The following is a 24,070-nucleotide window of genomic DNA, read 5'->3' on the forward strand; positions in this document are numbered from 1 at the left end:
GTTGCCGGCGCGCCCCAAGAATCACTGATAGGAAACCAGCGTTGCACCATTTTCATGGCTGAAATCTGGCTTCACGCCAAGCATGGAAGCCGCACGTCGGATGATGTTTGCAGCCATGATGCCCGCGTTCGAGGCGGCCGTACCACCCATGCCGGGCTTTTCCGGCTTCGGTTCGTCGGCGATCGTAAGCACTATGTATTGCGGATCGTCCATCGGAAAAGCCGCAACGAAGGCATTGAAATTCTTTTCCTTCGAGTAACGGCCGTTGACAACCTTCTCCGCCGTTCCCGTCTTGCCGCCCACCCGGTATCCTGGCACCCGTGCATTGCGGCCGGATCCCTTTTCGGCATTGAGGGCATAGAGATAGCGCATGCCCTCGACCGTCTTGTCGCTGACCACTTTCTTGGCCACCGCCATCGCCTGCTCCTGCGTGCGCGGCAGGAAGGTCGGGTCCATCAGATAGCCGCCATTCATCAGCGCGGCGCAGCCGACCGCTGTCTGCAGCGGCGTCGTCGACACACCGTGGCCGAAGGCGATGGTGATCGAATTGACCTGCTTCCAGACCTTGGGCTCGGTCGGCCGAGCCACTTCCGGCAGTTCGGTCTGCATCTTCTCGAGGATTCCCAGGCGATGCAGGAATTCGCGGTGTCCGTCGATGCCAACCGCTTCGGCTTCCTTGGCAGAGCCGATATTGGAGGAGTAGATGAACACTTCCGGCACCGACAGTACCCGGCCCTTGCCATGGAAATCATGGATGGTTTGATGGCCGATCCTGATCGGGCGCGACGCGTCGAAGCGGCTTTGCAGCGTTATCTTGCCGGAATCGAGCGCCATAGCGGTGGTGAAGCTCTTGAAGGTCGACCCCATTTCATAGAGGCCGGCCGACATACGGTTGAGCCTGTCCTTGTCCTGCGCGTTATAGGGGTTGTTCGGATCGAAATCCGGAACCGACGCCATCGCCAGCACCTCGCCGGTCTTGACGTTGAGCACGACGGCGCCCGCCGCGATCGCGTGGTACTTTTCCATACCGGTGGCGACCTCATCGCGCACGATATGCTGGACGCGCAGGTCGATCGAGAGCTGCACCGGCTTCAAATCCTTGGCCACCGCCAGACCCGACGCCTGAAGGTCGCTCAAGCCTTGTTCGTCGATGTATTTCTCCATGCCGGAGATGCCCTGATTGTCGATGTTGGTGAGGCCGACAATGTAGGACGAGGTTTCGCCGGCCGGATAGAACCGGCGCTTTTCGGTGCGAAAGCCGAATCCGGGGATGCCGAGTTGCATGATGTCGGCCTGCTGCTTCGGCGTCAGTTGCCGCTGCAGCCAGACGAACCCGGCGCCGCTCTTCAGCTTGTTGTATGTCTGCTCGTAGTCGATCTCGGGAAGCACCGTCGACAGCTTTTCGATCGCCTCGTCGGCATCGACGATGCGGCGCGGTTCGGCAAACAGCGACGCGGTCTTGATGTCGGTCGCCAGCACTTCGCCGTTACGGTCGACGATGTCGGGTCGCGATGCCGTCACCCGGCTCTGCGGGCCGCCCGACAGGTCGGGATTCTGGAAACCCAGATAGACCAGCCGCCCGGCAATGGTCGAATAGATGCCGAAGAACACTGCCATCGTCATGACGATGCGGGTCCTGCCCTTGCCACCGGTCGCCTTGCGGGCACCTTCGACCACGATTGATCCGCCTGCACCGGGCTTCGAACCGCGCTTCAGCAGCCTGCCAATCTTTGGAAATCTGGCAGCCATTGGAAATCCGGTGATCATTGGACGACGCCTCCGGTCACCACGGGATCCTTGCCGCCGATATCGGCCATGCCGCCCAGCCGCTGCGATGAAAGGTCCTCGATATTGACGGGTTTCGCCGGCAGATCGTCCAGCCCGACGATCTGCCGCGCATTGACCGGCTCGAGTCCGAGTTGCGATTTGTAGATTTCGGTGAGCTTCTGCAGGCGCGACGGCTGGGTAAGCAGGCTCCAGTCCGCCTTGAGCAGGTCGATCGTGTCCTCCTCATAACGGATCTGCGCCTGGATCTTGTGCACTGCCGCCAGTTGCTCCTCGGCCTCGCGCTTGGTCTTGTAGGTCAGGGCGGCCGCCGAAACCATCACGGCGATCAGGACTATGTCGCTGGTACGAAACACGTGCTCACCTCTCTCCCGGTCGATCGGCGCCGGGAAGCTTTGGGCCAGGCAGTTTTGGCAGGCCGAAAATCGAAAAATCGCCGGCGCGCGCCGGCGCCTCTGCACGGATCGCAGCGCGCAGCCTTGCCGAGCGCGCCCGCGGATTTGCCGTTATCTCGGCATCGCCAGGCGTTACGCCGCCGCCCTTCTTGGTGAAGGTGGCGGTGCGCGCCTGCGCCTCGGGCAGGTGCCGCGATCCGGTCGCTGAATCGGCTCTGTCGGCGATGAAGCGCTTGACGATGCGGTCCTCCAGGGAATGGAAGGTCACCACGACAAGCCGCCCGCCCGGTTTCAGCACGCGCTCTGCGGCAAACAGTGCCTTGGCCAGTTCACCGAGTTCGTCATTGACGAAGATGCGCAGCGCCTGGAAAACGCGGGTGGCCGGATGGATCTTGTCCTTTGGCGCGCGACCGATATGCGTCTCGATGGCATCGGCAAGATCGAGCGTGCGCTGGAAGGGGCGTTTTTCGCGACGGCTCTCGATCATGCGGGCGATGCGCCCGGCATGGCGTTCCTCGCCGAGAAAACCGAAGATGCGGGCAAGATCGCCCACCTTGAAGGTGTTCACGACGTCGGCGGCGCTCAGGCCCGCCTGCGCCATGCGCATGTCGAGCGGCCCATCGGCCCGGAACGAAAAGCCGCGCTCCGGCTGGTCGATCTGCATGGAGGAGATGCCGATGTCGAGCACGACGCCATCGGCACTTTCAACCTGTTCGTCGAGCGTCGAGAACGGTGCCTGGACAAGCCTGAGCTTGCCGCCGGACTGCTGTTCAAGGGCCCGCCCCGCCGCGATCGCATCCGGATCGCGGTCGATGGCGACGACCGAGGCTCCGCTTGCCAGAATGGCCTTCGTGTAGCCGCCGGCACCGAACGTGCCGTCGACGATCACCTCGCCTTTTGTCGGCGCCAGCGCCTCCAGAACTTCGGCAAGGAGGACCGGAATGTGACGGGCTGGTCCGCCAACGGCATGAACTTCATCGCCGTCGCCCGCCATCATTCCGGCCGCTCCTCGGGCTTCGTCCCCTGCCGAAGCTGCAAAAGCCGGGCGCGTGCTTCCGTCCCATAGGCGCTGAGCCGTCCCGGCTCCCAGATCTGAAAGAAATTGCCGCGGCCAACGAAGGCCACTTCCGCTGAAATGCCGGTATGCTCGCGAATGAAATCGCTCATCGTGATACGGCCGTCCTGGTCGAGCTTCAGAAACGTTCCATCGCCATGGCAGAAGAACGACATGTCGTCCGCCGTCTGCAGGAACGGGTCTTCCTGGGCGATGCGCTGCTCGTAGCGATCGAGCAGGTCGAGCCCACCGACATCCATCGCCGGGCGATCCAGGCAGCGTAGCGCATAAAGTTCCGAATAGCCGCGTTTCTGCACAACGGCACGGAAATGCGCCGGCACGGACACCCGTCCCTTCGCATCGATCCTGTTCACCGCGTTCGACAGAAACCGGTCCATTACGCGTTACGGCCGCTTGCGCCGCCGCACCCCTCTGCATCTTCCTGTCCGCGCCGCCCCGGCCCGGTCGACGTCCAAAACCCGCTTCGTTGTGACGGGCGAACGCAGGCAAACGCGCAGCCGCCGCGGCTGCCCGATTGGCGTACGCTTCACCCTGACACGGAACGAAGGCTCGAGTATCGGAATGGGATATCATGGGGTGTTATGGGCGTCAACGGGAACAGTTTTCAAAACGCGCCTGCCACGACTGGGGAGAGCAGCTTTGACGGCACTCCCGTCTTTATCCTCTATTAAGCCTAACGAAGCGTTTAGAGCCGTGTGGCCCAACCGGAGCCGACTTGCTGCGGATCGCTGCCGCGCATAGCCTCGGCATCCCTTTTCCGGTCAGTAACGAGGTTGAAACCATGTCCGAAACAGCCAAGTCACGCGCCGCGGCACTTCCCCATCTGCGCCGCGGCGGGCTGGCCAAGGGCGACCCGATCCCCTTGCCCCTGACGATGGCCGCCATCTTTCATGCGCCCGGCGACGCCACCGGCTTCGATCAATATGGCCGCTTCAGCAATCCAACCTGGGATGCGGTCGAGCACATGCTGGCGCATCTGGAAGACGCCCCATGCGTCGCCTTTCCCTCGGGGATGGCTGCCATCTCGGCAGTATTTTTAGGCCTGCTCAAAGCCGGCGACCGTATCCTGCTGCCGTCCGACGGCTATCACACGACGAGAGCGCTGGCAGAGCGCTTCCTGAAGTCCTTCGGCGTCGCTTATGATGTCCGGCCGACGTCGAGCTTCCTCGACGGCGGCTTCGACGGATACCGGCTTGCCTTCGTCGAAACGCCCGCCAACCCGGGACTGGATATATGCGACATCGCAGCCGTCGCCGAAGCCGTGCACAAAGCGGGTGCGGGGCTTGTGGTCGACAACACGACGATGACGCCTTTCGGCCAGCGCCCGCTCGATCTCGGCGCAGACATCGTCATTGCCGCCGACACCAAGGCACCAAACGGCCATTCCGATGTGCTGTTCGGCCATGTCGCCAGCCGCGACGCGGACATTATCTCGAGGGTGACCGACTGGCGCGAGACGTCGGGCGCCATCCCCGGGCCGTTCGAGGCATGGCTGGTGCATCGCGGCCTCGAAACGCTGGACGTGCGCTTCGACCGCATGTGCGCTTCCGCCGAAATGATAGCGCGACGACTGAAAAACCATCGCGCGATCAGCGGCTTGCGCTTTCCGGGACTGGAGAGCGATCCATCGCACAATCTTGCCCGCGCCCAGATGGAGCGCTTCGGTTTTCTCATCTCCTTCGTGCTCGCCTCGGAGGACAAGGCCGAGGATTTCATCAACAACTGCGCCTTGATGCAGGCAGCGACTTCGTTCGGCGGCGTACACACTTCGGCCGAACGGCGATCAAAAAGGGGAGATGCCGTTCCCCCCGGCTTCGTTCGCCTGTCGATCGGCTGCGAGCCGGTGGAAGAGCTTTGGCAGGCGATCGAGGCGTCGCTGGACGCAATCGGTGGCTGAATCGGCAATCACGAACTTAGATCGTCGGCGTCGATCTTGCGCCGGCCGTGCAGCACGCGAATGATTTCGATCGCCTCTTCGCGGACACGATACAAGGTGAGGTATTCGCCGACGATCAGGTGACGGATTCCGGTTGCGATGTCTTCGCGCGGGGCACCTGAGAAGGGATAAGTGGCCACTTGCTGCCAGCGGGCTTCGATCCGATCGAGCAATCGATCGGCTGCAGCCTCGTTGTCTTGCGCAACATGAAGCCAGATCGCGATCAAATCCTCTTCCGCATTTGCGGTTCGGATGATGGGCAGCAAATTCATGCCGCGCTGTCGGGTTTCAATCGTCTCCGCGCTTCGGCCTTTATTTCGTCGATCGACGCAAACCGTCCCGGCCCGCTGTCGATCCCTTCCTGCACCAGCTTGCGCAATTCCTCGACCGTGTAGCCGAGCAGGTCGCGCCGGTCCTTCCATTGCCGCAGCGCGTCGCGGATCACCTCGCTCGCCGAGGCATATTCGCCGGCGGCGACCACGTCGTCGACCACCGCCGCCAATTCCGGCGACAGCGTGATGCTGCGTTTATCGACCTGTCCCATGACGCGCTCCTGAATACCGTCATCCAAATGGTACGATTTAATCGCACCATTTTCAAGGAATGCCGCGCTTAATTGCGGGTCGAAAACTGAACCAACGGCTGCGCCCGAAGACGCAACCTGCTGATATCAGGAGATTTCCTTTTATCGGGGAAAACTGCCAGCTGGCCTGTAAGCCGGGTTCTGTATGGCCCTCGCCGCTTACACGGCGAGAACGTGGCGGCCATTCATCTTGGGCGCATGTTGCCATACGCCTCACGCAACCTACCCGGACGGTGAGCCGGAAACAGCCCTCGAGGGTTTCCCCTCGCACCGCCCCTATTCGGTCTTGCTCCCGGTGGGGTTTACCGTGCCGCTCCTGTTGCCAGTCGCGCGGTGGGCTCTTACCCCACCCTTTCACCCTTGCCACGATTGGATCGTGGCGGTTTGCTTTCTGTGGCACTTTCCCTGGGGTCGCCCCCGCCGGCCATTAACCGGCACCGTGTCTCCATGGAGCCCGGACTTTCCTCACCCGCAGCCTTTCGGCTTCGCGGGTGCGGCCGCCCGGCCAGCTGGCAAGGCGTATAAAGGGGTTCAGGCCCGAAAACGCAAACGAAAAAGCAAGTTGTCGCTTGTCAGGCGGGCGCTCCAAGTGCAGCCAGTTGGACCTTGACCTTGCCGCAATAGGCTGCGGACACCGGGTTCATCCGTGTGGCGGCATGGCCGGCATTGTATTTCAGGATCGTGCCGCAGGTCGTGCCGCCGCCGAGATCCCGCGCCATGGCGAGGTACTTCATGCCGTATTTGATGTTGGTATCTGGATCATAGAGGCCCTGAACCGAACCGCTATAGCCCATCATCCGCGCCGTCGCCGGCTTGATCTGCATCAGGCCGATCTCGCCGGCGCTGCCGACCTGGTTCGGTTGGTAGTTGCTTTCGATCTTGATGACGGCGTTGGCGAGCGACACCGGGACGCCATAGCTGGCGGCATAACGCGCAATGATCGCCGAATACTGTCCGCTGGCGCCGACTACCACCGCCTGAGGCGCTGGCCTGCTCTTCGGAGCGACTGACGCCGTTGCCATGTGGTCGATGCTTTTGCGGTTACGCTTCACATAGTGTTTTGAGATTGTCTTTCTTGCAGCGGTTGGCTTTTTCGCAGGGGCCGGCTTTTTCGTCCTTACCGCGGTTGCTTGTTCCACTTTTGCGGTGGCGGTCTTCTCTACTTTTGCACCACGGGTGGCTTTCGGCACGGCGGTTTTGCCGGCTGCGGCACTGAAGCCCTGATCGGCCCGCTGGCTCAGCGGTGCGCTGTTTGCCGCACTGAAGGCAAAAGTCATTACGCCGGCAGCAATGGCTGCCGTTAAAACGGTCAATTTCTGCATGTGATCCTGTTCTGTTTGATCTGCACAAAGAACTTCGCGCAGATACCCTCAATCAACATCGGAACATTTGGGGGATAGACGTCCGACAATCTGTACGGATCGCCTTTGACGACGGAATTGGCGCCAAAGAAGGCGACGCAAGTCACTTTGAGTAACAGATTGTAATTTTTAAGCTGGCAAAAGATTATTTGAGAGAGGCTATCCTTACGGAAGCGAGCAGCCTTTCCAGCGTGCGGATCGTCGATCCATCAGCCATGCCATCGACCAGGCGCTGCCGGAAATGCCGCTGAAATGCCTCTACCACGATTTCGGTCTGCCGATCGAAGGCGCCGGTGATCTCGACGCCATAACCATAGAGCGCCAGCATCGACTGCAGCGCCTCTACCTCGGCGCCGGTATCGCCTGGCTTCAGCACGGCGCCGCGCCGGATCGGTGCTGCCGGCACAACATGGCCGATACCGACGGCAAACAAGGCCTTCCATGGAAATTTCTCGCCTGGATCGACCTTGCGCCCCGGTGCCACGTCGGAATGGGCAAGCACCCGCTGCGCCGGAATGGAATGGCGCTCGATGATGCCGGCGCACAGGCCGATCACCGCACCGATCTGCGGTTTTGCAAAGTTGCGATAGCCGAGCGTATGCCCCGGATTGACGATCTCGATGCCGATCGAACAGGAGTTGATGTCGCTCTGTCCGAACCACGAGCTCTTGCCGGCATGCCAGGCGCGGTCGCTTTCCCTTACCATCTGAACAATGCGGCCGTCCTCATGGACCAGGTAGTGCGACGAGACCTCGCTTGCCGGATCGCACAACCATGCCTCGGCACCGGCGCCGGTAGCCATGCCGGTGTAGTGCAGCACGATCATATCGGGTCCGAGCGTCCCGCGCCGTGGTCCGAAATTCGGCGATACCCTGACCTCGGCGCTCGGCTCATCGGGCGGAAAGCCGCTCATGCGTGCCGCAGGCCTCGCTCGATCATTTCATAGGCCGCGTTGATCGCCGCCAGCCTGGTCGTCGCGATCTTGATGAATTCCTGCGGCAGGCCGCGTGCGATCAGCCGGTCCGGATGATTGTCGGAGACCAGCTTGCGGTAGCGCCTGCGGACCTCCTCGAACGGCTTCCCGCGCTCGATGCCGAGCACAACATAGGGATCGGCGGCACCCAGATCGACATGCCGGGCCAGGATGCTCTGGTAATGCGCCTCATCGATGCGGAATATCTCGGCGATGCGATGCAGGAATTCGCCCTCGCGCTCATGCACCAGCCCGTCGGCCTTGGCGATGTGGAACAGCCCGTCGAGTATATCCTCGAGCATCAGGCAGTTCGAATGGCCCGAACCGCAAAGCTGCGCCATCCGCTCGGCATAGGTCTCGAAACCGGCAATGTCGCGTTTGGCCAAATCGTAGAGCCGCGCCACATTGCGCCTCTGTTCCTTCGGCACCTCGAATATTTCCTGGAAGGCGCGCACCTCGTCTTGCGTGACGATGCCGTCTGCCTTGGCCATCTTGGCCGACAGGGCGATCATCGCCACCGAGAAGGCGACGCGCCGGCGCAGATCGGCATCGCCGGAGAAAACCGTGCGCACGGCCTCGACCACTTCGGCGACGCCTGACGACGCTGAAGATGAAACGCGTGTGACGAAGTCGCCAAGGCGGTCCCAAATCGACATGGGGGCTTCATAGGACCAACCACCCATCGCTATCAAGCCGCAGGGGCTGGCCCAATCGATTTGGCGCAATGCCTGAGGCGGCTGGCGCCAGCGCTCACGTCGTCGCACTCGGCCGCCAGGCGCTGGTATCGTAAGCAGCAGAAAGGCCGGCCTGTGAGGCCAGCCTTTCCTTGGCTGTCACATTGACTACTGAGCCGGAGCAGCCGGCGCAGGCGCAGGTGCCGGAGCCGGCTCGGCAGGCTTGTTGGCGTCAGGAGCAGCCGGCTTCATCGTCTGGTCGGATGCCGGCGGGTTGGTGCTCTGCGTCGTGGTGTTGTCGGTGCCGCTGTTGCTGCAGGCGGCAAGGCCAAGCAACGCAAGCGCCGACACCGACGCAAGAATGAGTTTCTTCATGATATCTCTCCTCTAATCACGCCTCCGTTACCGGCGGCGGTCGAGGACACAATGCGTAAGCTGCGCATGAGTTTCGTAACGTTGCATTTCTGCCTGTAACATATTCCAATCACTTGACGATTGCCGGTCAGGGCCTCGCGAGCTAACAGATCGAACAGGGAAAAATCCCGGGAGCGCCGCTGTGACTGCAAAATGGGATTTCTGGATCGACCGCGGCGGCACCTTCACCGATGTCATCGGCCGTGACCCGCAAGGCGCGCTGCACCCGCGCAAGCTGCTGTCCGAGAATCCCGAAGCCTATGCCGACGCTGCCATCCAGGGCATTCGCGATTTGCTCGGCGTCCAACCCGGCGCTCCAATCCCCTCCGCTCTGATCGGCGATGTCAAGATGGGCACCACGGTTGCCACCAATGCGCTTCTCGAGCGCAAGGGCGACCGTGTGCTGCTGCTCATCACCAAAGGCTTCCGCGATGCGCTGAGGATTGCCTATCAGGCCAGGCCAGATATCTTTGCCAAGCAGATCATCCTTCCCGAACAGCTCTATGAGCGCGTCGTCGAGATCGACGAAAGGGTTCGCGCCGACGGCAGTGTCGAGCGCCTGCTCGACATTGCTTCGGTACGCCCGGCTATTGAGCAAGCCAAGGCGGACGGCATCGATGCGGTCGCGATCGTCTTCATGCATGCCTGGAAACATCCCGATCACGAAAAGGCAGTTGCGAAGGTCTGCAGAAAACTCGGATTTTCGCAGGTCTCGGTCAGTCACGAGGTCTCGCCGCTGATCAAGCTGGTCGGCCGCGGCGACACCACCGTGGTCGACGCCTACCTGTCGCCGATCCTGGCTAGGTATGTGCAAAGAGTGGCAAAGGAACTGGGCGTCCTCTCCCCCCTTGAGGGGGAGATGTCGGCGGAGCCGACAGAGGGGGTCGTTGCGGCAGTGCTCGACGCCCCTGTGGTGCCTTCTGACAGGACCCCCTCTGGCCGCTTTGCGGCCATCTCCCCCTCAAGGGGGGAGAGTAGGTCGAACCCAGTCGAGCCGACCCCACCCGGCGGCTTCGCCGCCACCCTCCCCTCAAGGGGGAGGGAAAGCCCTCGCCTCATGTTCATGATGTCGTCGGGCGGCCTCACCGCCGCCGACATGTTCCAGGGCAAGGATGCGCTGCTGTCCGGCCCGGCCGGCGGCGTCGTCGGCATGGTCGAGACGGCAAAACTCGCCGGTTTCGGCAAGGTCATAGGCTTCGACATGGGCGGCACCTCCACCGATGTCGCCCATTACGATGGCGACTACGAGCGCGCCTTCGACACCGAGGTCGCCGGCGTGCGCATCCGCGCGCCGATGATGCGCATCCACACCGTCGCTGCAGGCGGCGGCTCGATCCTGCATTACGAGGCCGGCCGCTTTCGCGCCGGGCCGGATTCGGCCGGCGCCAATCCCGGCCCGGCCGCCTATAGGCGCGGCGGCCCGTTGGCCGTCACTGACGCCAATGTCATGCTGGGCAAGCTGCGGCCCGAGTTCTTCCCGGCTATTTTTGGACCGGGCCAGGACGAACCGCTCGACGTCCAGATGGTTCGCGAAAAATTCGCGGCCCTTGCCGCCGAGATCGGCGACGGCCGCTCCCCGGAAACCATCGCCGAAGGGTTCATCACCATCGCCGTCGAAAACATGGCCAACGCCATCAAGAAGATTTCGGTGCAGCGCGGCTACGATGTCACCGAATACCTCCTGAACTGCTTCGGCGGCGCCGGCGGCCAGCACGCTTGCCTGGTCGCCGATGCGCTCGGCATGGAGGCGGTGCTGATCCATCCCTTCTCAGGCCTGCTCTCGGCATACGGCATCGGCCTATCCTCTGTATTTGCGTCACGCCAGCAGGCGCTGCTGAAGCCGCTGGCGGACAATTCCGGGCCAGCGATCGATGAACTCATCGCAACGCTGCGCAAAGCCGTCATCGACGAACTCGCCGCGCAAGGCATCAGCGAAGACGCGGTCGTCTCGAGACCGGTGCTGCAGATCCGCTACGACGGCACCGATACCGCGCTGCCTGTGAACTTCGGGCACGGCTCGATTGCGCAGGCCAAGGCGGACTTCGAATCGGCGCACAAGGCACAGTTCGGTTTCGTCTATGACGACAAGCCGATGATCGTTGAGTCGATCGGCGTCGAAGGTACCGATACCGGCGGCACCGGCCGCGACGAAAGCGATTCAGTTGTTGAATACATGGCCGCAAATCCTTCCGGGAACCGGAAAATCTTTGTCGACGGCGTCTGGCGCGACGCCGGCATTTTCCCTCGCGAAACGCTGAAGCCTGGTAACAAGATCGCCGGCCCCGCTTTGATCATCGAGCCTAACCAGACCATCCTCGTCGAGCCGGGCTGGCAGGCCGAGATCACCGCCAAGAACCACGTATTGATGCGGCGCGTCGAGAAGAAGCGCCGACACGCCGCACTCGGCACCGAAGCCGATCCGGTGATGCTGGAGGTTTTCAACAACCTGTTCATGTCGATCGCCGAGCAGATGGGCGTGACGCTGCAGAACACCGCCTATTCGGTCAATATCAAGGAGCGCCTCGACTTCTCCTGTGCCGTTTTCGACCGGAATGGCGCGCTGGTCGCCAACGCGCCGCATATGCCGGTGCATCTCGGCTCGATGGACCGCTCGGTGGAAACCATCATCCGGCTCAACTCCGGCGACATCCGTCCCGGCGACGTCTTTGCGCTGAACGCGCCTTACAATGGCGGCACCCATCTGCCTGATATCACAGTGGTGACGCCGGTGTTTTCCCTCCCCCTTGAGGGGAGGGTGGCCGCGAAGCGGCCGGGTGGGGTCCTCGCAGAAGGCACCACAAGTGCGTCGAGCACTGCCGCAACGACCCCCTCCGGCGGCTTCGCCGCCACCTCCCCCACAAGGGGGGAGATCGGCCAATCGCCGAAGATCCTCTTCTACGTCGCCTCGCGTGGCCATCATGCCGACATCGGCGGCACCGCGCCCGGCTCGATGACGCCGCTTGCCACAACCGTCGACGAGGAAGGCGTGCTGTTTGACAATTTCCGCATCGTCGATCGCGGCCGGTTCCGCGAGAAGGACCTGGAGACGCTGCTCACCGACCACCCCTACCCGGCGCGCAATCCGCACCAGAACATCGCCGACCTCAAGGCGCAGATCGCCGCGAACGAAAAGGGCGTCGCCGAGCTGCGCAAGATGGTCGCCCATTTCGGCCTCGATGTGGTCGAAGCCTATATGGGCCATGTCCAGGACAATGCCGCCGAAAGCGTGCGCCGCGTTCTGGAGCGGCTGCCCGACAGTTCCGAATACGAATACCCGACCGACACCGGCCAAATGATCAAGGTGAAGATATCGGTCGACCGGCGGAAGCGCGAAGCGACCGTCGACTTCACCGGAACGTCGCCGGTGATGAAGAACAATTTCAATGCGCCAGAGCCGGTCGCCCGAGCCGCTGTGCTTTATGCCTTCCGCGTCATGGTCGAAGACAACATCCCTATGAATGCCGGATGTCTGCGGCCGATCAACATCATCATTCCCGACGGCTCGATGCTGAAACCCGCCTATCCCGCGGCAGTCGTCGCCGGTAATGTCGAGACCTCGCAACACGTCACCAACGCGCTATTCGGCGCCATGGGCGCGATGGCCAATGCGCAGGGCACGATGAACAATCTCACCTTCGGCAACAAGCAGTACCAGTATTACGAGACGATCTGCTCGGGCTCGCCGGCCGGCCGGATGAACGACGGCCGCGGTTTTGCCGGCACCTCCGGCGTCCACACCCATATGACCAATTCGCGCCTGACCGATCCGGAAGTGCTGGAACTGCGTTTCCCGGTATTGCTGGAGGATTTTCATATCCGCGAAGGCTCCGGCGGCGAAGGCAAATGGAATGCCGGCGACGGCACCAGGCGCACTATCCGCTTCCTCGAAAAAATGGAATGCGCGATCCTGTCCTCGCATCGCAACCGCCCGCCGCGGGGACTGGACGGAGGCGGCGATGGCGAGGCCGGTTCGACCAAGGTCCGCCGCAAGACCGGCGCGATCGAGACGCTGAAAGCCTGCGATCAGACCATCCTCGACGCTGGCGAGGCGGTCATCGTGACGACGCCGACCCCAGGTGGATTTGGCAAGGCCTGAACTCGCGTCAACAGGCTGTCACCGGCCTGTCATCACCCTGCGCTACCCGCTTGCGGCAACGCAAACGGGGAATCGCCTTGCCATGACGGACATTTCTGGGGACCTGGTTTTTCGCCGCGGCAAGGAAGTCGGCAAGGCCGTCTACCAGAACCGCCCGCTGTCGAAAGCCGGCATCTCCGAGCGCCTGTTCGCCTTCCTGTTCTCCGGCCTCGTCTATCCGCAGATCTGGGAAGACCCCGAAATCGACATGGACGCGATGCAGCTCGGGACGGGCCACCGCATCGTCACCATTGCCTCAGGCGGCTGTAACATCCTTGCCTATCTCACCCGCTCGCCGGAAAGGATCGATGCCGTCGACCTCAACGCTGCCCATATCGCGCTGAACCGCATGAAGCTCGAAGCCGTCCGTCACCTGCCGTCGCAGGGCGACCTGTTCCGTTTCTTCGGCGCGGCTGGGACCGGGCACAATTCACAGGCCTACGATCGCTTCATCGCACCGCATCTCGACCCGGTCAGCCGCCATTATTGGGAGCGCCGCAACTGGCGCGGCCGTCGCCGCATCGCTGTCTTCGACCGCAATTTCTACCAGACCGGCCTGCTTGGCCTGTTCATCGCCATGGGCCATCGCACCGCAAAATTTTTCGGCGTCGACCCGGCCGGCATCATGGACGCCAAGAGCATCGCCGATCAGCGCCGCTTCTTCGACGAAGAGCTGGCGCCGGTCTTCGAAAAACCGCTGCTGAAATGGGCGACATCGCGAAAGGCTTCGCTGTTCGGCCTCGGCATTCCGCCGGCCCAGTACGATTCGCTGATCACCTCGGGTGACGGCACCATGGCCAGCGTGCTGAAGGCACGACTGGAAAAGCTCGCCTGCGATTTTCCGCTGAAGACCAATTATTTCGCCTGGCAGGCTTTCGCCCGCCGCTACCCTGATCCGGGCGAGGCCGCCCTGCCCGCCTATCTCGAAAAGCGCAACTACAAGACGATCCGCAACAATGTCGATCGCGTTGCCATCCACCACGCCAATCTGATCGAGTTCCTTGCCGGCAAGGATGCCGGCTCGGTGGATCGCTTCGTGCTGCTCGATGCACAGGACTGGATGACCGACCACCAGCTCAATGGTTTGTGGGCCGAGATCACCCGAACCGCCTCCACCGGCGCCCGCGTCATCTTCCGTACCGCCGCGGAACCCAGCCTGCTGCCCGGCCGCGTCTCGAATTCGCTGCTCGACCAGTGGCGCTACGAGAACGACGCCTCGCGCGAGTTTTCGGCGCGCGACCGCTCGGCCATCTATGGTGGCTTCCATCTCTATGTGAAGCGGTCCGCATGAGCACGACCGAATTGCCGGCCAGCCATGCCCAGCTGATGGACGGCGTCTACCGCTGGCAGCGTCATATCTACGACCTGACCCGCAAATACTATCTGCTCGGCCGCGACCGGCTTATCGCCGGACTGGATGTGCCGGCCGGCGGCACCGTGCTCGAGCTCGGCTGCGGCACCGGCCGCAACATCATCCTCGCCGCCCGCCGCTATCCCGGCGCGCGCTTCTTCGGCCTCGATATTTCGGCCGAGATGCTGGAGACGGCCACTGCCGCCCTCGCGCGCGAAGGCCTCTCCGGCCGCGTCACCCTGGCGTGCGGCGACGCCACCGATTTCGACGCGAAAGCACTGTTCGGCGTCAAAAGTTTCGACCGCATTTTTGTCTCGTATTCGCTGTCGATGATTCCCGGCTGGGAGAAGACAGTGTTCGCGGCTCTTGCTGCCCTGTCACCGGGCGGTTCGCTGCACGTCGTCGATTTCGGCCAGCAGGAGGCCCTGCCCGGCTGGTTCCGCACGCTGCTGCGCGGCTGGTTGAGAAAATTCCATGTCCAGCCGCGTGAAGCCCTGCGCGACGTCCTGGAATCGGAATCTGCGAGAGTTGGTGCAAGCCTTCGATTCAGAACACTTTATCGCGGCTACAGCTGGCTCGCCGTGATCAAGATCGCCATCTAACATCAATTTTGGCGTGGAAGGTTTTGGGGCTCCAATCCTAAATGGGGGCCGTGGCTGAAATCAGTTAATTGGCTAAATCACACATTGCCATGTGACCCAAGGAGTGGTACATTATCTCCTCGCCGGAAGCATGGGATGATCATCGGATTTAGAGATGGATGGCTGCGGGCTTTCTTCGTGGACGACACCCATTCCCGCAATATTCCGTCCGATCTCGAAAGCCGCTTGTTCCGCAAGCTCCAGATGATTGACGACGCGGCGATCGATCAGGATTTGCGTGTGCCGCCCAGCAACCATTTCGAGAAGTTGCGCGGCAATCTCGAAGGCTTCCATTCGATCCGCGTCAACAAACAATGGCGGCTGGTCTTCCGCTGGGACGGGGGCCGGGGCGAGGCGTCGGACATCTATCTCGACGACCACAGCTATATATATAAGTGAGGTGAGACATGTTGATGACCGCACGCAAGCCAGCAACGGTTGGCGAAATTCTTACGGAAGAATTCATGCAACCACTCGGCCTGACACAGGCGGCTTTGGCCGAAGCTATGAGCGTCCAGCGCAAGCATGTGAACGAATTGTGCAACGGCCGCCGCAACGTGACGGCGGCTACCGCGCTCATTCTGGCGCGGGTGTTTGGCAACAGCCCGGATTTCTGGTTGAACGTCCAGCGCCGTAACGATCTTTGGACGGTTATGAATTCACCCGACGAGCGGGCGCGTGTTGATCGCGCCAAGCCTTTGACGACAGCCGCATAGACAAGACTGCGACCGCCGCATTCCTCAGTGCAGCGCCTTGACCAGCGCCGCCACCATCACCTGCGGCCGATAGCCGAGCCTGGCCGGCGTCAGCCCGAGCCGCACCACAACCAGCTGCTCGGAGGGGATGATGGCGACCGTCTGCCCGTCATGTCCCTCCATCCAGTAGGTGTCCTTCGGCAGACCTGCGGCAACGCCGGCGCCGGGGTTTTCTTCGTCGCCCGGTCCTTCTATCCATAATTGCCCCTTGCCGTAGACCTTCGAGGCAGTTGCCGGTTCCCGCATCCAGTCGACGAAGCCGGCGGGCAGGATCTCCTTGCCGTTCCAGACGCCGCCCTGCAGCAGGAACTGGCCGAAGCGCGCCCAGTCGCGTGCCGTGGCATAGAGATAGGACGAGCCGACGAAGGTGCCGTGCTCGTCGACCTCAAGCACAGCGCTGTGCATACCGAGCGGATCGAACAGCGCGGTCCTCGGCCACGCCAGTGCCTTGTCCTTGTCGCCGATTGCGTCCTGCCACAATCGGGACAGCATCACCGCCGTGCCGCTCGAATAGGAAAACACCTTGCCGACCTCGCCGGTCAGCGGCTTGGATCCGGCAAAGCCGGCCATGTCCGGTTCGAGGTAGAGCATGCGCGTTACGTCGGCGACGTCGCCGTAATCCTCGTTGAATTCCAGCCCGCTCGACATCGCCATCATGTCGGCGAGGCTGATCACGGCGCGGCCATCTCCCTTCCAGGGACCGAACAGACCCTGGTTGGTCATCGCCAGCTTGCCCTCCTTCACCAGCGTGCCGACGATCGCCGCATTCACCGTCTTGGTCATTGACCAGCCCAATAGCGGCGTCTTTTCGGAAAAGCCGTCGCCATAACGCTCAGCGACGATGCGGCCGTTCTTGACCACCACGACCGCCCGCATCCCGGCGCCGGTCATGGCTGGATCGTCGAGGACTTTCGCGACCTCGGGATCCTGCGAGGCATCGGCCTTGTCGCCCTCCGGCCAGATCAGATCGGGCAGCGACGCCGGCGTCGGTGCAGCTCCGGCGACAGCCTTGGCGGCGGCAATATCGCCGTCGGGAACCGAGGCGCAGCCGAGCCCCTCGCGGGCGACCGCGACACTTTTGCCGAGCGCGCCGAACAGGCCCGCCGAAACCGTTCCCTTCTCCTTGTCCACCGACACTCTCATCAGCTTCAGCAGCGGATGACCCGGCGCCTGCACATCGACGGCGAGCACGTCGTCGGCGTCTCGCCCGGCGATGAAGACGTTCGAGCAGACGATCTTGGCGGCATAGCCGGAACCGACGCGGATCAGTTCCGGCGGCGCGAAATACAGCCAGCCGGCGAGTATCGCGGCGGCCAGCGCAGCCAGGCCGAGCAGCCATTTGACGAACTTCAGGAGGATCTGCATTTTTTCGAATTCCCCTGAGCGCGATCTATGTCATCGATTTGCCGCCATTGTTTCGGCAAAATCGCGGCTCTTGTCGAGCGCCGTCAACCGAATATCAACCATGATCGGCGATCACAGGTGAATGTCGCCCAGAAGTGCGCAGCGGTTTTGGGACAACGACATGCATAGACAAAAGAGCTAAGCGCGTCGAAGCGACGCGCTTGGGACAGACCGGGCGATCCTGTGGGGTGACCGTCCGGCGGGGCTTGAATGCATGCGTCCCAAAACTGCGTAACGGTTTGGGAATGCATGAAACGAAGATCCAGGTGCGCCGCGTAAGTCGGTTTCAGACACGCTGCGCCCGGTCGAGGGGCACCCGCGGAAAGACCCATCAGCGGCCGGCTGAAACCGGCTCGGGAAGTAGCGATGCGCCGTTTCGCGGTTCTCATCACGCTGACGCTGCTTGGTGCCTGCTCGACAGTCGAGGATCTGACGCCATCGCTGTCGTCGTCCAGCGCCTCGATGGTTGCGGTACGCGCGCCGCGTTTTGCCGATTCCGACCCGCATGAATGGGACAGCGGCGCACCGTGGAGCTATGCCGTCCACGGCACCGACGTCTCCAAATACCAGACATCGATCGACTGGCCGGCGGCCAGGGCCAGCGGCATCTCCTTCGCCTTTATCAAGGCAACCGAAGGCGGAGACCGTTTCGATGAAGCTTTCAACGAGCATTGGAGCCGCACCAGGGCGTCGGGCATCCCCCGTGCCGCCTATCATTTTTTCTACTTTTGCACGCCGGCCGCTACCCAGGCGCGCTGGTTCATCCAGAACGTGCCCAAAGACAGCTCGGCGATGCCGCCGGTTCTCGACATGGAATGGAACCCGAAATCGCCGACCTGCAAGCTGCGGCCCGATCCCGCCACGGTACGCAGCGAGATGAGCACGTTCCTCGAAATCGTCGAAAAATACTACGGCAAGAAGCCAATCATCTACACGTCTGTCGATTTCTTCGAAGATAACGGTTTATCGGGCTTCCGCAATTACCCCTACTGGCTGCGCTCCGTCGCCGGGCACCCGCGCCAGAAATACGGCAGCCATCCCTTCACCTTCTGGCAGTATACCGGAACGGGTGTCGTGCCGGGCATGGCCGGAAACGCCGACATCAGCGTCTTCAACGGCTCCGAAGCCGCGTGGAAGAAGTGGTTGCGGCAGAACACCCGTTGACACCAGGCCTGCCGCCTGCTTTTCGACACAGCCAACGACGAATGCCTGCAACCGCCGGTAATCTTCTTGGAAGGATAGCGATGCGATTGCGCTTTGGACTTCTCGCGGCGCTGCTCCTGACCGCCGTGCCGGCAGCGGCACAGCAATGCGGCGGGGATTTCGAGTCATGGAAGCACGGCGTGGCGGCGGAGGCCAGGGCGGCCGGCGTCGGCGCTGCCGGCCTTGATGCGCTGGAAAACGCCACCCTCGATGAGAAGGCGTTGGCACGCGACCGCGCCCAGGGCGTCTTCACCCAGACCTTCATCGAATTCTCGAACCGCATGATCTCGTCGCATCGGCTGAAGCAAGGTGCGGCCAATCTGCAAAAATATGCCGAGGTCTTTGTCCGCGCCGATCGCGAATACGGCGTGCAGGCGCCGGTCATCGCCGCCTTCTGGGCCCTGGAGACCGATTTTGGCGCCGTGCAGGGCGATTTTCATACGCTGAACGCGCTGGTGAGCCTCTCGCATGACTGCCGCCGTCCGCAGCTGTTCCGGCCGCAGATCGTGCCGCTGCTGATGTTGATCGATCGCGGCGTGGTGCCGGCCGACGTGACCGGTGCCTGGGCCGGCGAGATCGGCCAGACGCAGATGTTGCCTTCCGACTATCTCGGCCACGGCGTCGACGGCGACGGCGACGGCCTGGTCGACCTGCGCGGCAGCGCGCCGGACGTGATCATGAGCACGGCCAGCAAGATCCAGTCGCGCGGCTGGAAGCGCGACCAGCCCTGGATCGAGGAAGTCCGTGTGCCTGACGATTTGCCGTGGGAGCAGACGGGACGCACCAACAAGCTGCCGTTGACGCAATGGAGCCAGTGGGGCGTTACCAGGCCCGACGGTACGCCGCTTCTCGACAACGGCCTGAAGGCCGGCCTGGCGCTGCCCATGGGTCGCAAGGGGCCAGCCTTCCTGACCTACGACAATTTCGACGTCTATCTCGAGTGGAACCAGTCCTTCACCTATGCCCTGACCGCGGCAAATCTTGCCGCCCGACTGGGGGGCGCGCCGCGATTCGATCCGCGCAACCCCGAACCCGGCCTCGACGCCGACCAGATGAAGGCGCTACAGACCAAGCTCGAAGCGAAAGGCTATGACGTGGGCACCGTCGACGGCATCCTGGGCACCAACACCCGCCAAGCCATCCGTAAGGAGCAGATGCGTCTGGGCCTGCCGGTCGACGGCTGGCCGACTCCGGAGTTGCTGGCCAGGCTGTGAAGGTGGTGAATGGTGAATGGTGAATGGTGAATGGTGAAAAGAATAGCACCGGAGCCGCATTGAGCACCAGAATTACCACTATTCATTTATTCACTATTCACTATTCACCATTCACCATTCACTATTCCACCATCCACTAATCCGCCATCGTCTCCAGGCTGGCGAACCCCTGCGGTGCATCGCCTTCGTCGAACGGCGTCGCCACCTCGACGAAGGTGTCGGGATAGAAGCCGTTGAACCGTGTTCTGAGCGACAGCGAATAGGCGCCGATATGGCCGATCTCGATCCAGTCGCCGGTATCGACTGTTTCGGGCAGCCAGAACGGCCGCGACAATATGTCGACGGAATCGCAGGTCGCGCCACAGACCTTGAACGGCACGATGGTCTTGTCCTCGCCATTGCGCGAGCGGATCGCCGGATCGGGGATGAAGCGCGCCGGCAGCGTGATCTTGCCGGTCCATGAATCCGACAGCGATGCCCAGATGCCGTCATTGATGTAGAGCCTTTTGCCCTTGCGCAGCAGCACGCGCACGATCAGCGACAGGCAGCGCGCCACGATCACCCGGCCGGGCTCGGCCACCAGCGGCATCTGGTCGAACTGGTACTCCTGGAGGTCGCCCGACAGCCGCGACATGATCTGGCCGAGCGACGGCATTTCCGGCTTGCGGCTGTTCGGATCATGACCGTATTCGGCGGGAAAGCCGCCGCCGACATCGAGCCCGGCAATGTCGAAGCCGACGCGGTTGCGCACCCAGTCGGCGGAGGCCAGCGCCCGCTCATAGGTGTCGGGATCCTCAATCTGGCTGCCGACATGAAAGCACAGCCCGACCTTGTAGCCCGTTCGGTTCAGCCGTTCGGCCAGTTCGACCGCATTGGCCGGTCCGGCGCCGAACTTCTTCGACAGTTCGTAGGCCGCCGAGCCTTTCGTCTGGATGCGCACGAACACGGTGATGGCGCCCGGATTGATGTCGAGCGCCCGCACCACCCTGGTCAGCTTGGTGACCTCGTCCTCATGGTCGAGCGAAATGACGCGGATGGCGTATTTTTCCAGCGCCAGCCTGATGTCCGACTGCGCCTTGACCGGGTGCATGTAGAGCATCTCGGCGTCGGGCGAGACGGCGCGCACGGCGGCGAATTCGCCGGGCGAGGCCACATCGAAGGCACCGACGCCGGCCTCGACCAGGGCGTTGAGCACGATCTGCTCGCCATTGGTCTTGACCGCATAGGCGGTCTTGCCGGGAAACATGCCCATGAACTGTTTGGCGTCCGCCTTCAGCACCTGCGGGCGGAAGCAATAGATCGGATCGTCCGGGCGAAGCGCCAGCGCTGCCTCGCGGGCATTTTCGAATCGCTGCATGGACGAATCCCTTGACTGAGGCTGCGCACAATTAATCCAAGCTAGCGGCTAATGAAAACAATTCTATGTCTCGCCGCCCTGGCTTCGCGGCGCTACGCCGGTGCTGCACGCCGGTTATGAGCGAGCTAGGCCATCGCTCAGGTTTCGGGTGGCCCTTGCGGCCGGATCGGGTATGGCGTGAACAGACGCCTGAAGAGCAAGGCATCTCGTCTGGGAGGACGACCAATGGCGATAGCTGCCACCACCACGATGCGCGGTCCGATGGTGCTCAAGGACTGGGCGCAGCTTCTGCTGCTCGGCGCCATCTGGGGCGGCTCGTTCTTCTTTGCCCGTATTGCGGTAGCGGAACTTCCGCCGCTGGTGCTGGTGCTGTTCCGCGTCACCATAGCTGCGATCGCGTTGCAGCTCTATCTTGCGGTCCGTGGCCCGTCGTTTCGCCTCGCCTTGCCGCATGCCGGCCTGTTCTTCCTGCTGGCGCTCGCCAACAACGTCATCCCTTTCTCGCTGATCTTTGCCGGCCAGACCGAGCTTGGCGCCGGTGTCGCCTCGGTGCTCAATTCGACGACGCCGTTCTGGACGCTGATCCTCGCCAACGCCCTGACCAGCGACGAAAAGCTGTCGTGGAACAAGCTTGCCGGCATCGCCCTCGGTATCGCGGGAACGGCGGTGATGATCGGCCCCGGCCTCGTCGCCGGGCTCGGCGGTCCGGTCTGGGCGAAATTCGCGCTGATCGGAGCGTCGCTATCCTATGCGGTTGCGCTGATGATTGCCCGCCGCCTCAAGGGTGTGCCGTCACCGGTCATTGCCGCCGGACAATTGACCTGCTCGACCATCATCATGATCCCGGTCGTTCTGTTCACCTATGACGCTGCCAATCTGTTTTCGGCCTCGCCGCCGGTCTGGGCGGCGGTGCTGGCGCTGGCGCTGCTGTCGACGGCCTTCGCCTACATCCTCTATTTCAATCTCGTCGCCTCGGCCGGCGCCACCAATGCCTCGCTGGTCACGCTCATCGTGCCGGCAAGCGCCATCCTGCTCGGTTTCCTGTTCCTGGGCGAGCGGCTCGAACTGTTCGAACTCGGCGGCATGGCGCTGATCGCGCTCGGCCTCGTCACCATCGATGGTCGCCTGTTCGGGCGGCGCTAATGCATGTCGCGCAAAGATGTGCAGCGGTTTTGCGGTAACGACATGCATAGAAAAAGAACCTAAAGCGCGTCGCACGAGGCCGGTCGAACGCGACGCGCTTTAGAGATGGCGCTATATGGGCGTGATCGCGGGAACAGATGAACCCTGCCATTCCAGACGCCAGATACCGCCTTGCCTGAGATTCTGAACGAGATCGGGAAGGAAGGCGGCAAGGCAGGTCCCGCCGACATGTCTCACGGAAGGATACACAAGACCGGTCGCGGCGTCTTGCTTGCGGAGTTGCTTCGCCAGCGCCTGACCGGCAGGATAGGCTAAGACAGTATCCGGATCGAGCACCGGGTCCTTGCTGAACTCAGCACCGCGCAGATCGTGAAACGAGCCTATGAAGTCGGCAACGAGCTCCGCGTAGTCGGTGACGTTTTCGAAACGTTCGATTGCGGCAAGCTCGCGCGTCAGATGAAAAGAGACCTCGCCGAGTGCGGTTTCCGCATCGAACGCACAGTACCAGACGCCCCTGGCATCATCGTTGAAACGATTGCCGCCCGGACGGGTGTAAGCGAACGCCGCATTGATGAAGGTGTAGCCCGGTCTCCCGAAAACCAGTTCGCGCGGATCGAGGTCGGGCAATCCTCCCTGCTGCGCCTGAAGGCGGCCGCTGGTGGCTCCTTCGAGCTCCGCAAGGTCCTCCAAATCTCCATGATTCCTGGCCAACGGCATCAGGACCGGTTCCTTGAACCTGCCTGTCGAAATCAGCCGGATCGTGTCGCGCTGGGAAATGTCAGCGCGTGGTGGGATCTGCATTCAAAGTCCACCGCGCAAAGCGTCCATATGTTGGCGAACCTGCAGCAGCTTCGGAATGCCGCCCTCGATCATCACGTCCAAGGGGCGCCGGCCACCATAAAGCGGCCCTTTGTTCGGCAACCGCACCCATTCATCGGCAAGCGCTTCGGAGAACAGAAGCCGCAGTCCCTTGAAGATGCCGATCAGGGCGCTGATGCGTGTCAGCGAATCCTGGGAGAGAACGCCCTCCCACTCGCCTTTCTTCATGCGGAACCAGGTTCTCTCCGACACGTCGCCGATCAAAGTACAGATCTCGGTGCTGGTCAGATGCCAGATGTCTGCGAGCCTGACGATGCCGGCAACAGCCGCTGGCGTGAGCCGCGCCCGTACCGAGGCATCCGCCAGATTTGCCGGCAAAGCCTGATTTGCAGGATCGCGAACCGCATAAGCGACACTCATTCCGGCCTCCATCAATTGGCAGGCAATATACTGCCAATTGGCAGAAAATTCAAGTCCTGGCTATCTCACAACGGTGCCGGTTGCCCACCGCATTCTATAGCGTGCGTATAGCGTGCAGCATCCGGTTGGATGCGCAAAGGATGCGTCGAATCTTCAGCCATTCGAAAATCGATTCCGATTTTCCGCCGCGGTAGCGCTGCCATTCTCGCTGCTGCCACGGCTTTGCCACAAATTATTCACAGGTCCCGAGCCGGCTTTTGACAAAGAGTTTCAATGCCTAACGGCAAACGGCAGGTCGCAAATTCCACAATCTCGTCGCATTGCAGCAAAGTTTCTGCTTGCCTGTGGCACAAATGACCCTAGACTCTCGCCATAGCTCTTTAAGAGGAGGCTATGACATGGGACTGACGAGGCCGATCAACGCATTGATGA

Annotated in this window: 23 protein-coding genes and 1 other RNA gene; 9 read left to right on the forward strand and 15 right to left on the reverse strand. The window is 62.2% G+C overall.

Annotated elements, in window-relative coordinates; translation table 11 throughout:
• Positions 1–21: 21 nt before the first annotated feature.
• From NKI39_RS07245 to mraZ, 4 genes are read right to left on the reverse strand one after another with little or no spacing between them, the layout of a single operon-like run.
• Positions 22–1,749, reverse strand: coding sequence for a peptidoglycan D,D-transpeptidase FtsI family protein (locus NKI39_RS07245; protein WP_352471555.1), 1,728 nt, complete (start codon positions 1,747–1,749; stop codon positions 22–24).
• Positions 1,750–1,763: 14 nt separating this feature from the next.
• Positions 1,764–2,141: a cell division protein FtsL gene (gene ftsL / locus NKI39_RS07250; protein ID WP_352501064.1), complete on the reverse strand. Its 378-nt coding sequence runs from the start codon at positions 2,139–2,141 to the stop codon at positions 1,764–1,766.
• Between the two features lie 4 nt (positions 2,142–2,145).
• Entirely contained in the window at positions 2,146–3,177 is a 1,032-nt protein-coding gene (gene rsmH / locus NKI39_RS07255) for a 16S rRNA (cytosine(1402)-N(4))-methyltransferase RsmH (RefSeq protein WP_352831210.1), read from the reverse strand.
• A complete protein-coding gene (gene mraZ, locus NKI39_RS07260) occupies positions 3,174–3,632 on the reverse strand; it encodes a division/cell wall cluster transcriptional repressor MraZ (protein WP_352456172.1) in 459 nt (152 codons plus the stop codon). Before mraZ ends, rsmH begins: the two co-directional genes overlap by 4 nt.
• 404 nt (positions 3,633–4,036) lie before the next feature.
• On the opposite strand from mraZ, the gene NKI39_RS07265 reads away from it, so the two are divergent.
• Positions 4,037–5,152 (forward strand): cystathionine gamma-lyase, encoded by a 1,116-nt coding sequence (locus tag NKI39_RS07265; protein ID WP_352831211.1) that lies wholly within the window; start codon positions 4,037–4,039, stop codon positions 5,150–5,152.
• Positions 5,153–5,160: 8 nt separating this feature from the next.
• Here the strand turns inward: NKI39_RS07265 and NKI39_RS07270 are convergent, their stop codons facing one another.
• The 7 genes from NKI39_RS07270 to NKI39_RS07300 all read right to left on the reverse strand — a co-directional run bounded on the left by NKI39_RS07270 (position 5,161) and on the right by NKI39_RS07300 (position 9,157).
• The gene (locus NKI39_RS07270) at positions 5,161–5,463 is read right to left on the reverse strand and encodes a type II toxin-antitoxin system RelE/ParE family toxin (protein WP_352831213.1); all 303 of its coding nucleotides are present in this window, start codon (positions 5,461–5,463) and stop codon (positions 5,161–5,163) included.
• Positions 5,460–5,735 carry a type II toxin-antitoxin system ParD family antitoxin gene (locus NKI39_RS07275; protein WP_352831214.1) on the reverse strand — a complete coding sequence of 92 codons (276 nt, stop codon included), beginning with the start codon at positions 5,733–5,735 and terminating at the stop codon, positions 5,460–5,462. The genes NKI39_RS07270 and NKI39_RS07275 overlap by 4 nt, the downstream gene beginning before the upstream one ends.
• Before the next feature lie 153 nt (positions 5,736–5,888).
• An RNA gene (gene rnpB / locus NKI39_RS07280) (RNase P RNA component class A) lies at positions 5,889–6,287 on the reverse strand.
• A 59-nt stretch (positions 6,288–6,346) separates the two neighbouring features.
• Positions 6,347–7,096 (reverse strand): lytic transglycosylase domain-containing protein, encoded by a 750-nt coding sequence (locus NKI39_RS07285; RefSeq protein ID WP_352471549.1) that lies wholly within the window; start codon positions 7,094–7,096, stop codon positions 6,347–6,349.
• A gap of 184 nt (positions 7,097–7,280) precedes the next feature.
• A complete protein-coding gene (locus NKI39_RS07290) occupies positions 7,281–8,048 on the reverse strand; it encodes an N-acetylmuramoyl-L-alanine amidase (RefSeq protein WP_352471548.1) in 768 nt (255 codons plus the stop codon).
• Positions 8,045–8,764, reverse strand: a complete 720-nt coding sequence (locus NKI39_RS07295) for a TerB family tellurite resistance protein (protein WP_352471547.1) — start codon at positions 8,762–8,764, stop codon at positions 8,045–8,047. The genes NKI39_RS07290 and NKI39_RS07295 overlap by 4 nt, the downstream gene beginning before the upstream one ends.
• A 186-nt stretch (positions 8,765–8,950) precedes the next feature.
• Positions 8,951–9,157: a hypothetical protein gene (locus NKI39_RS07300; protein ID WP_023676780.1), complete on the reverse strand. Its 207-nt coding sequence runs from the start codon at positions 9,155–9,157 to the stop codon at positions 8,951–8,953.
• Positions 9,158–9,338: 181 nt separating this feature from the next.
• Between NKI39_RS07300 and NKI39_RS07305 the strand changes: the two genes are divergently transcribed.
• The 5 genes from NKI39_RS07305 (at position 9,339) to NKI39_RS07325 (ending at position 16,039) form a co-directional block, all read left to right on the forward strand.
• A complete protein-coding gene (locus NKI39_RS07305) occupies positions 9,339–13,292 on the forward strand; it encodes a hydantoinase B/oxoprolinase family protein (protein ID WP_352831216.1) in 3,954 nt (1,317 codons plus the stop codon).
• Positions 13,293–13,374: 82 nt separating this feature from the next.
• A complete protein-coding gene (locus NKI39_RS07310) occupies positions 13,375–14,622 on the forward strand; it encodes a BtaA family protein (protein WP_352831218.1) in 1,248 nt (415 codons plus the stop codon).
• Positions 14,619–15,284 carry a class I SAM-dependent methyltransferase gene (locus tag NKI39_RS07315; protein ID WP_352501072.1) on the forward strand — a complete coding sequence of 222 codons (666 nt, stop codon included), beginning with the start codon at positions 14,619–14,621 and terminating at the stop codon, positions 15,282–15,284. Before NKI39_RS07310 ends, NKI39_RS07315 begins: the two co-directional genes overlap by 4 nt.
• Positions 15,285–15,419: 135 nt before the next feature.
• Positions 15,420–15,722 carry a type II toxin-antitoxin system RelE/ParE family toxin gene (locus NKI39_RS07320; protein ID WP_352831220.1) on the forward strand — a complete coding sequence of 101 codons (303 nt, stop codon included), beginning with the start codon at positions 15,420–15,422 and terminating at the stop codon, positions 15,720–15,722.
• Between the two features lie 8 nt (positions 15,723–15,730).
• On the forward strand, positions 15,731–16,039 hold the full coding sequence (locus tag NKI39_RS07325; RefSeq protein WP_352820363.1) for a HigA family addiction module antitoxin: 309 nt from the start codon (positions 15,731–15,733) through the stop codon (positions 16,037–16,039).
• Between the two features lie 24 nt (positions 16,040–16,063).
• Here the strand turns inward: NKI39_RS07325 and NKI39_RS07330 are convergent, their stop codons facing one another.
• Complete coding sequence (locus NKI39_RS07330; protein WP_352831221.1) at positions 16,064–17,443, reverse strand: serine hydrolase domain-containing protein; 1,380 nt, start codon at positions 17,441–17,443, stop codon at positions 16,064–16,066.
• 405 nt (positions 17,444–17,848) lie between these two features.
• On the opposite strand from NKI39_RS07330, the gene NKI39_RS07335 reads away from it, so the two are divergent.
• Complete coding sequence (locus NKI39_RS07335; RefSeq protein ID WP_502898549.1) at positions 17,849–18,646, forward strand: glycoside hydrolase family 25 protein; 798 nt, start codon at positions 17,849–17,851, stop codon at positions 18,644–18,646.
• Between the two features lie 80 nt (positions 18,647–18,726).
• Positions 18,727–19,899 carry a lytic murein transglycosylase gene (locus NKI39_RS07340; protein WP_352831223.1) on the forward strand — a complete coding sequence of 391 codons (1,173 nt, stop codon included), beginning with the start codon at positions 18,727–18,729 and terminating at the stop codon, positions 19,897–19,899.
• A 136-nt stretch (positions 19,900–20,035) separates the two neighbouring features.
• On the opposite strand, the gene NKI39_RS07345 is transcribed toward NKI39_RS07340, so the two are convergent.
• On the reverse strand, positions 20,036–21,256 hold the full coding sequence (locus tag NKI39_RS07345) for an alanine racemase (RefSeq protein WP_352831225.1): 1,221 nt from the start codon (positions 21,254–21,256) through the stop codon (positions 20,036–20,038).
• 225 nt (positions 21,257–21,481) lie between these two features.
• Between NKI39_RS07345 and NKI39_RS07350 the strand changes: the two genes are divergently transcribed.
• The gene (locus NKI39_RS07350) at positions 21,482–22,399 is read left to right on the forward strand and encodes a DMT family transporter (protein WP_352831226.1); all 918 of its coding nucleotides are present in this window, start codon (positions 21,482–21,484) and stop codon (positions 22,397–22,399) included.
• A gap of 111 nt (positions 22,400–22,510) precedes the next feature.
• On the opposite strand, the gene NKI39_RS07355 is transcribed toward NKI39_RS07350, so the two are convergent.
• Positions 22,511–23,116, reverse strand: a complete 606-nt coding sequence (locus NKI39_RS07355; RefSeq protein WP_352831228.1) for an RES family NAD+ phosphorylase — start codon at positions 23,114–23,116, stop codon at positions 22,511–22,513.
• A gap of 84 nt (positions 23,117–23,200) precedes the next feature.
• Positions 23,201–23,638 carry an antitoxin Xre-like helix-turn-helix domain-containing protein gene (locus tag NKI39_RS07360; RefSeq protein ID WP_352831230.1) on the reverse strand — a complete coding sequence of 146 codons (438 nt, stop codon included), beginning with the start codon at positions 23,636–23,638 and terminating at the stop codon, positions 23,201–23,203.
• Positions 23,639–24,070 lie beyond the last annotated feature (432 nt).

The organism is Mesorhizobium sp. M0664, from assembly GCF_040320565.1.
Classification (GTDB): domain Bacteria; phylum Pseudomonadota; class Alphaproteobacteria; order Rhizobiales; family Rhizobiaceae; genus Mesorhizobium.

Bases quoted from the DNA above. Each gene is read 5' to 3' on its own strand.
- mraZ (WP_352456172.1), bottom strand. From the start codon at position 3,632: ATGGACCGGTTTCTGTCGAACGCGGTGAACAGGATCGATGCGAAGGGA.
- NKI39_RS07330 (WP_352831221.1), bottom strand. From the start codon at position 17,443: ATGCAGATCCTCCTGAAGTTCGTCAAATGGCTGCTCGGCCTGGCTGCG.
- NKI39_RS07360 (WP_352831230.1), bottom strand. From the start codon at position 23,638: ATGAGTGTCGCTTATGCGGTTCGCGATCCTGCAAATCAGGCTTTGCCG.
- NKI39_RS07275 (WP_352831214.1), bottom strand. From the start codon at position 5,735: ATGGGACAGGTCGATAAACGCAGCATCACGCTGTCGCCGGAATTGGCG.
- NKI39_RS07295 (WP_352471547.1), bottom strand. From the start codon at position 8,764: ATGTCGATTTGGGACCGCCTTGGCGACTTCGTCACACGCGTTTCATCT.
- NKI39_RS07345 (WP_352831225.1), bottom strand. From the start codon at position 21,256: ATGCAGCGATTCGAAAATGCCCGCGAGGCAGCGCTGGCGCTTCGCCCG.
- NKI39_RS07300 (WP_023676780.1), bottom strand. From the start codon at position 9,157: ATGAAGAAACTCATTCTTGCGTCGGTGTCGGCGCTTGCGTTGCTTGGC.
- rsmH (WP_352831210.1), bottom strand. From the start codon at position 3,177: ATGATGGCGGGCGACGGCGATGAAGTTCATGCCGTTGGCGGACCAGCC.
- NKI39_RS07270 (WP_352831213.1), bottom strand. From the start codon at position 5,463: ATGAATTTGCTGCCCATCATCCGAACCGCAAATGCGGAAGAGGATTTG.
- NKI39_RS07340 (WP_352831223.1), top strand. From the start codon at position 18,727: ATGCGATTGCGCTTTGGACTTCTCGCGGCGCTGCTCCTGACCGCCGTG.
- NKI39_RS07355 (WP_352831228.1), bottom strand. From the start codon at position 23,116: ATGCCGTTGGCCAGGAATCATGGAGATTTGGAGGACCTTGCGGAGCTC.
- NKI39_RS07350 (WP_352831226.1), top strand. From the start codon at position 21,482: ATGGCGATAGCTGCCACCACCACGATGCGCGGTCCGATGGTGCTCAAG.
- NKI39_RS07335 (WP_502898549.1), top strand. From the start codon at position 17,849: ATGCGCCGTTTCGCGGTTCTCATCACGCTGACGCTGCTTGGTGCCTGC.
- NKI39_RS07325 (WP_352820363.1), top strand. From the start codon at position 15,731: ATGTTGATGACCGCACGCAAGCCAGCAACGGTTGGCGAAATTCTTACG.
- NKI39_RS07320 (WP_352831220.1), top strand. From the start codon at position 15,420: ATGATCATCGGATTTAGAGATGGATGGCTGCGGGCTTTCTTCGTGGAC.
- NKI39_RS07285 (WP_352471549.1), bottom strand. From the start codon at position 7,096: ATGCAGAAATTGACCGTTTTAACGGCAGCCATTGCTGCCGGCGTAATG.
- NKI39_RS07290 (WP_352471548.1), bottom strand. From the start codon at position 8,048: ATGAGCGGCTTTCCGCCCGATGAGCCGAGCGCCGAGGTCAGGGTATCG.
- NKI39_RS07315 (WP_352501072.1), top strand. From the start codon at position 14,619: ATGAGCACGACCGAATTGCCGGCCAGCCATGCCCAGCTGATGGACGGC.
- NKI39_RS07245 (WP_352471555.1), bottom strand. From the start codon at position 1,749: ATGGCTGCCAGATTTCCAAAGATTGGCAGGCTGCTGAAGCGCGGTTCG.
- NKI39_RS07265 (WP_352831211.1), top strand. From the start codon at position 4,037: ATGTCCGAAACAGCCAAGTCACGCGCCGCGGCACTTCCCCATCTGCGC.
- NKI39_RS07310 (WP_352831218.1), top strand. From the start codon at position 13,375: ATGACGGACATTTCTGGGGACCTGGTTTTTCGCCGCGGCAAGGAAGTC.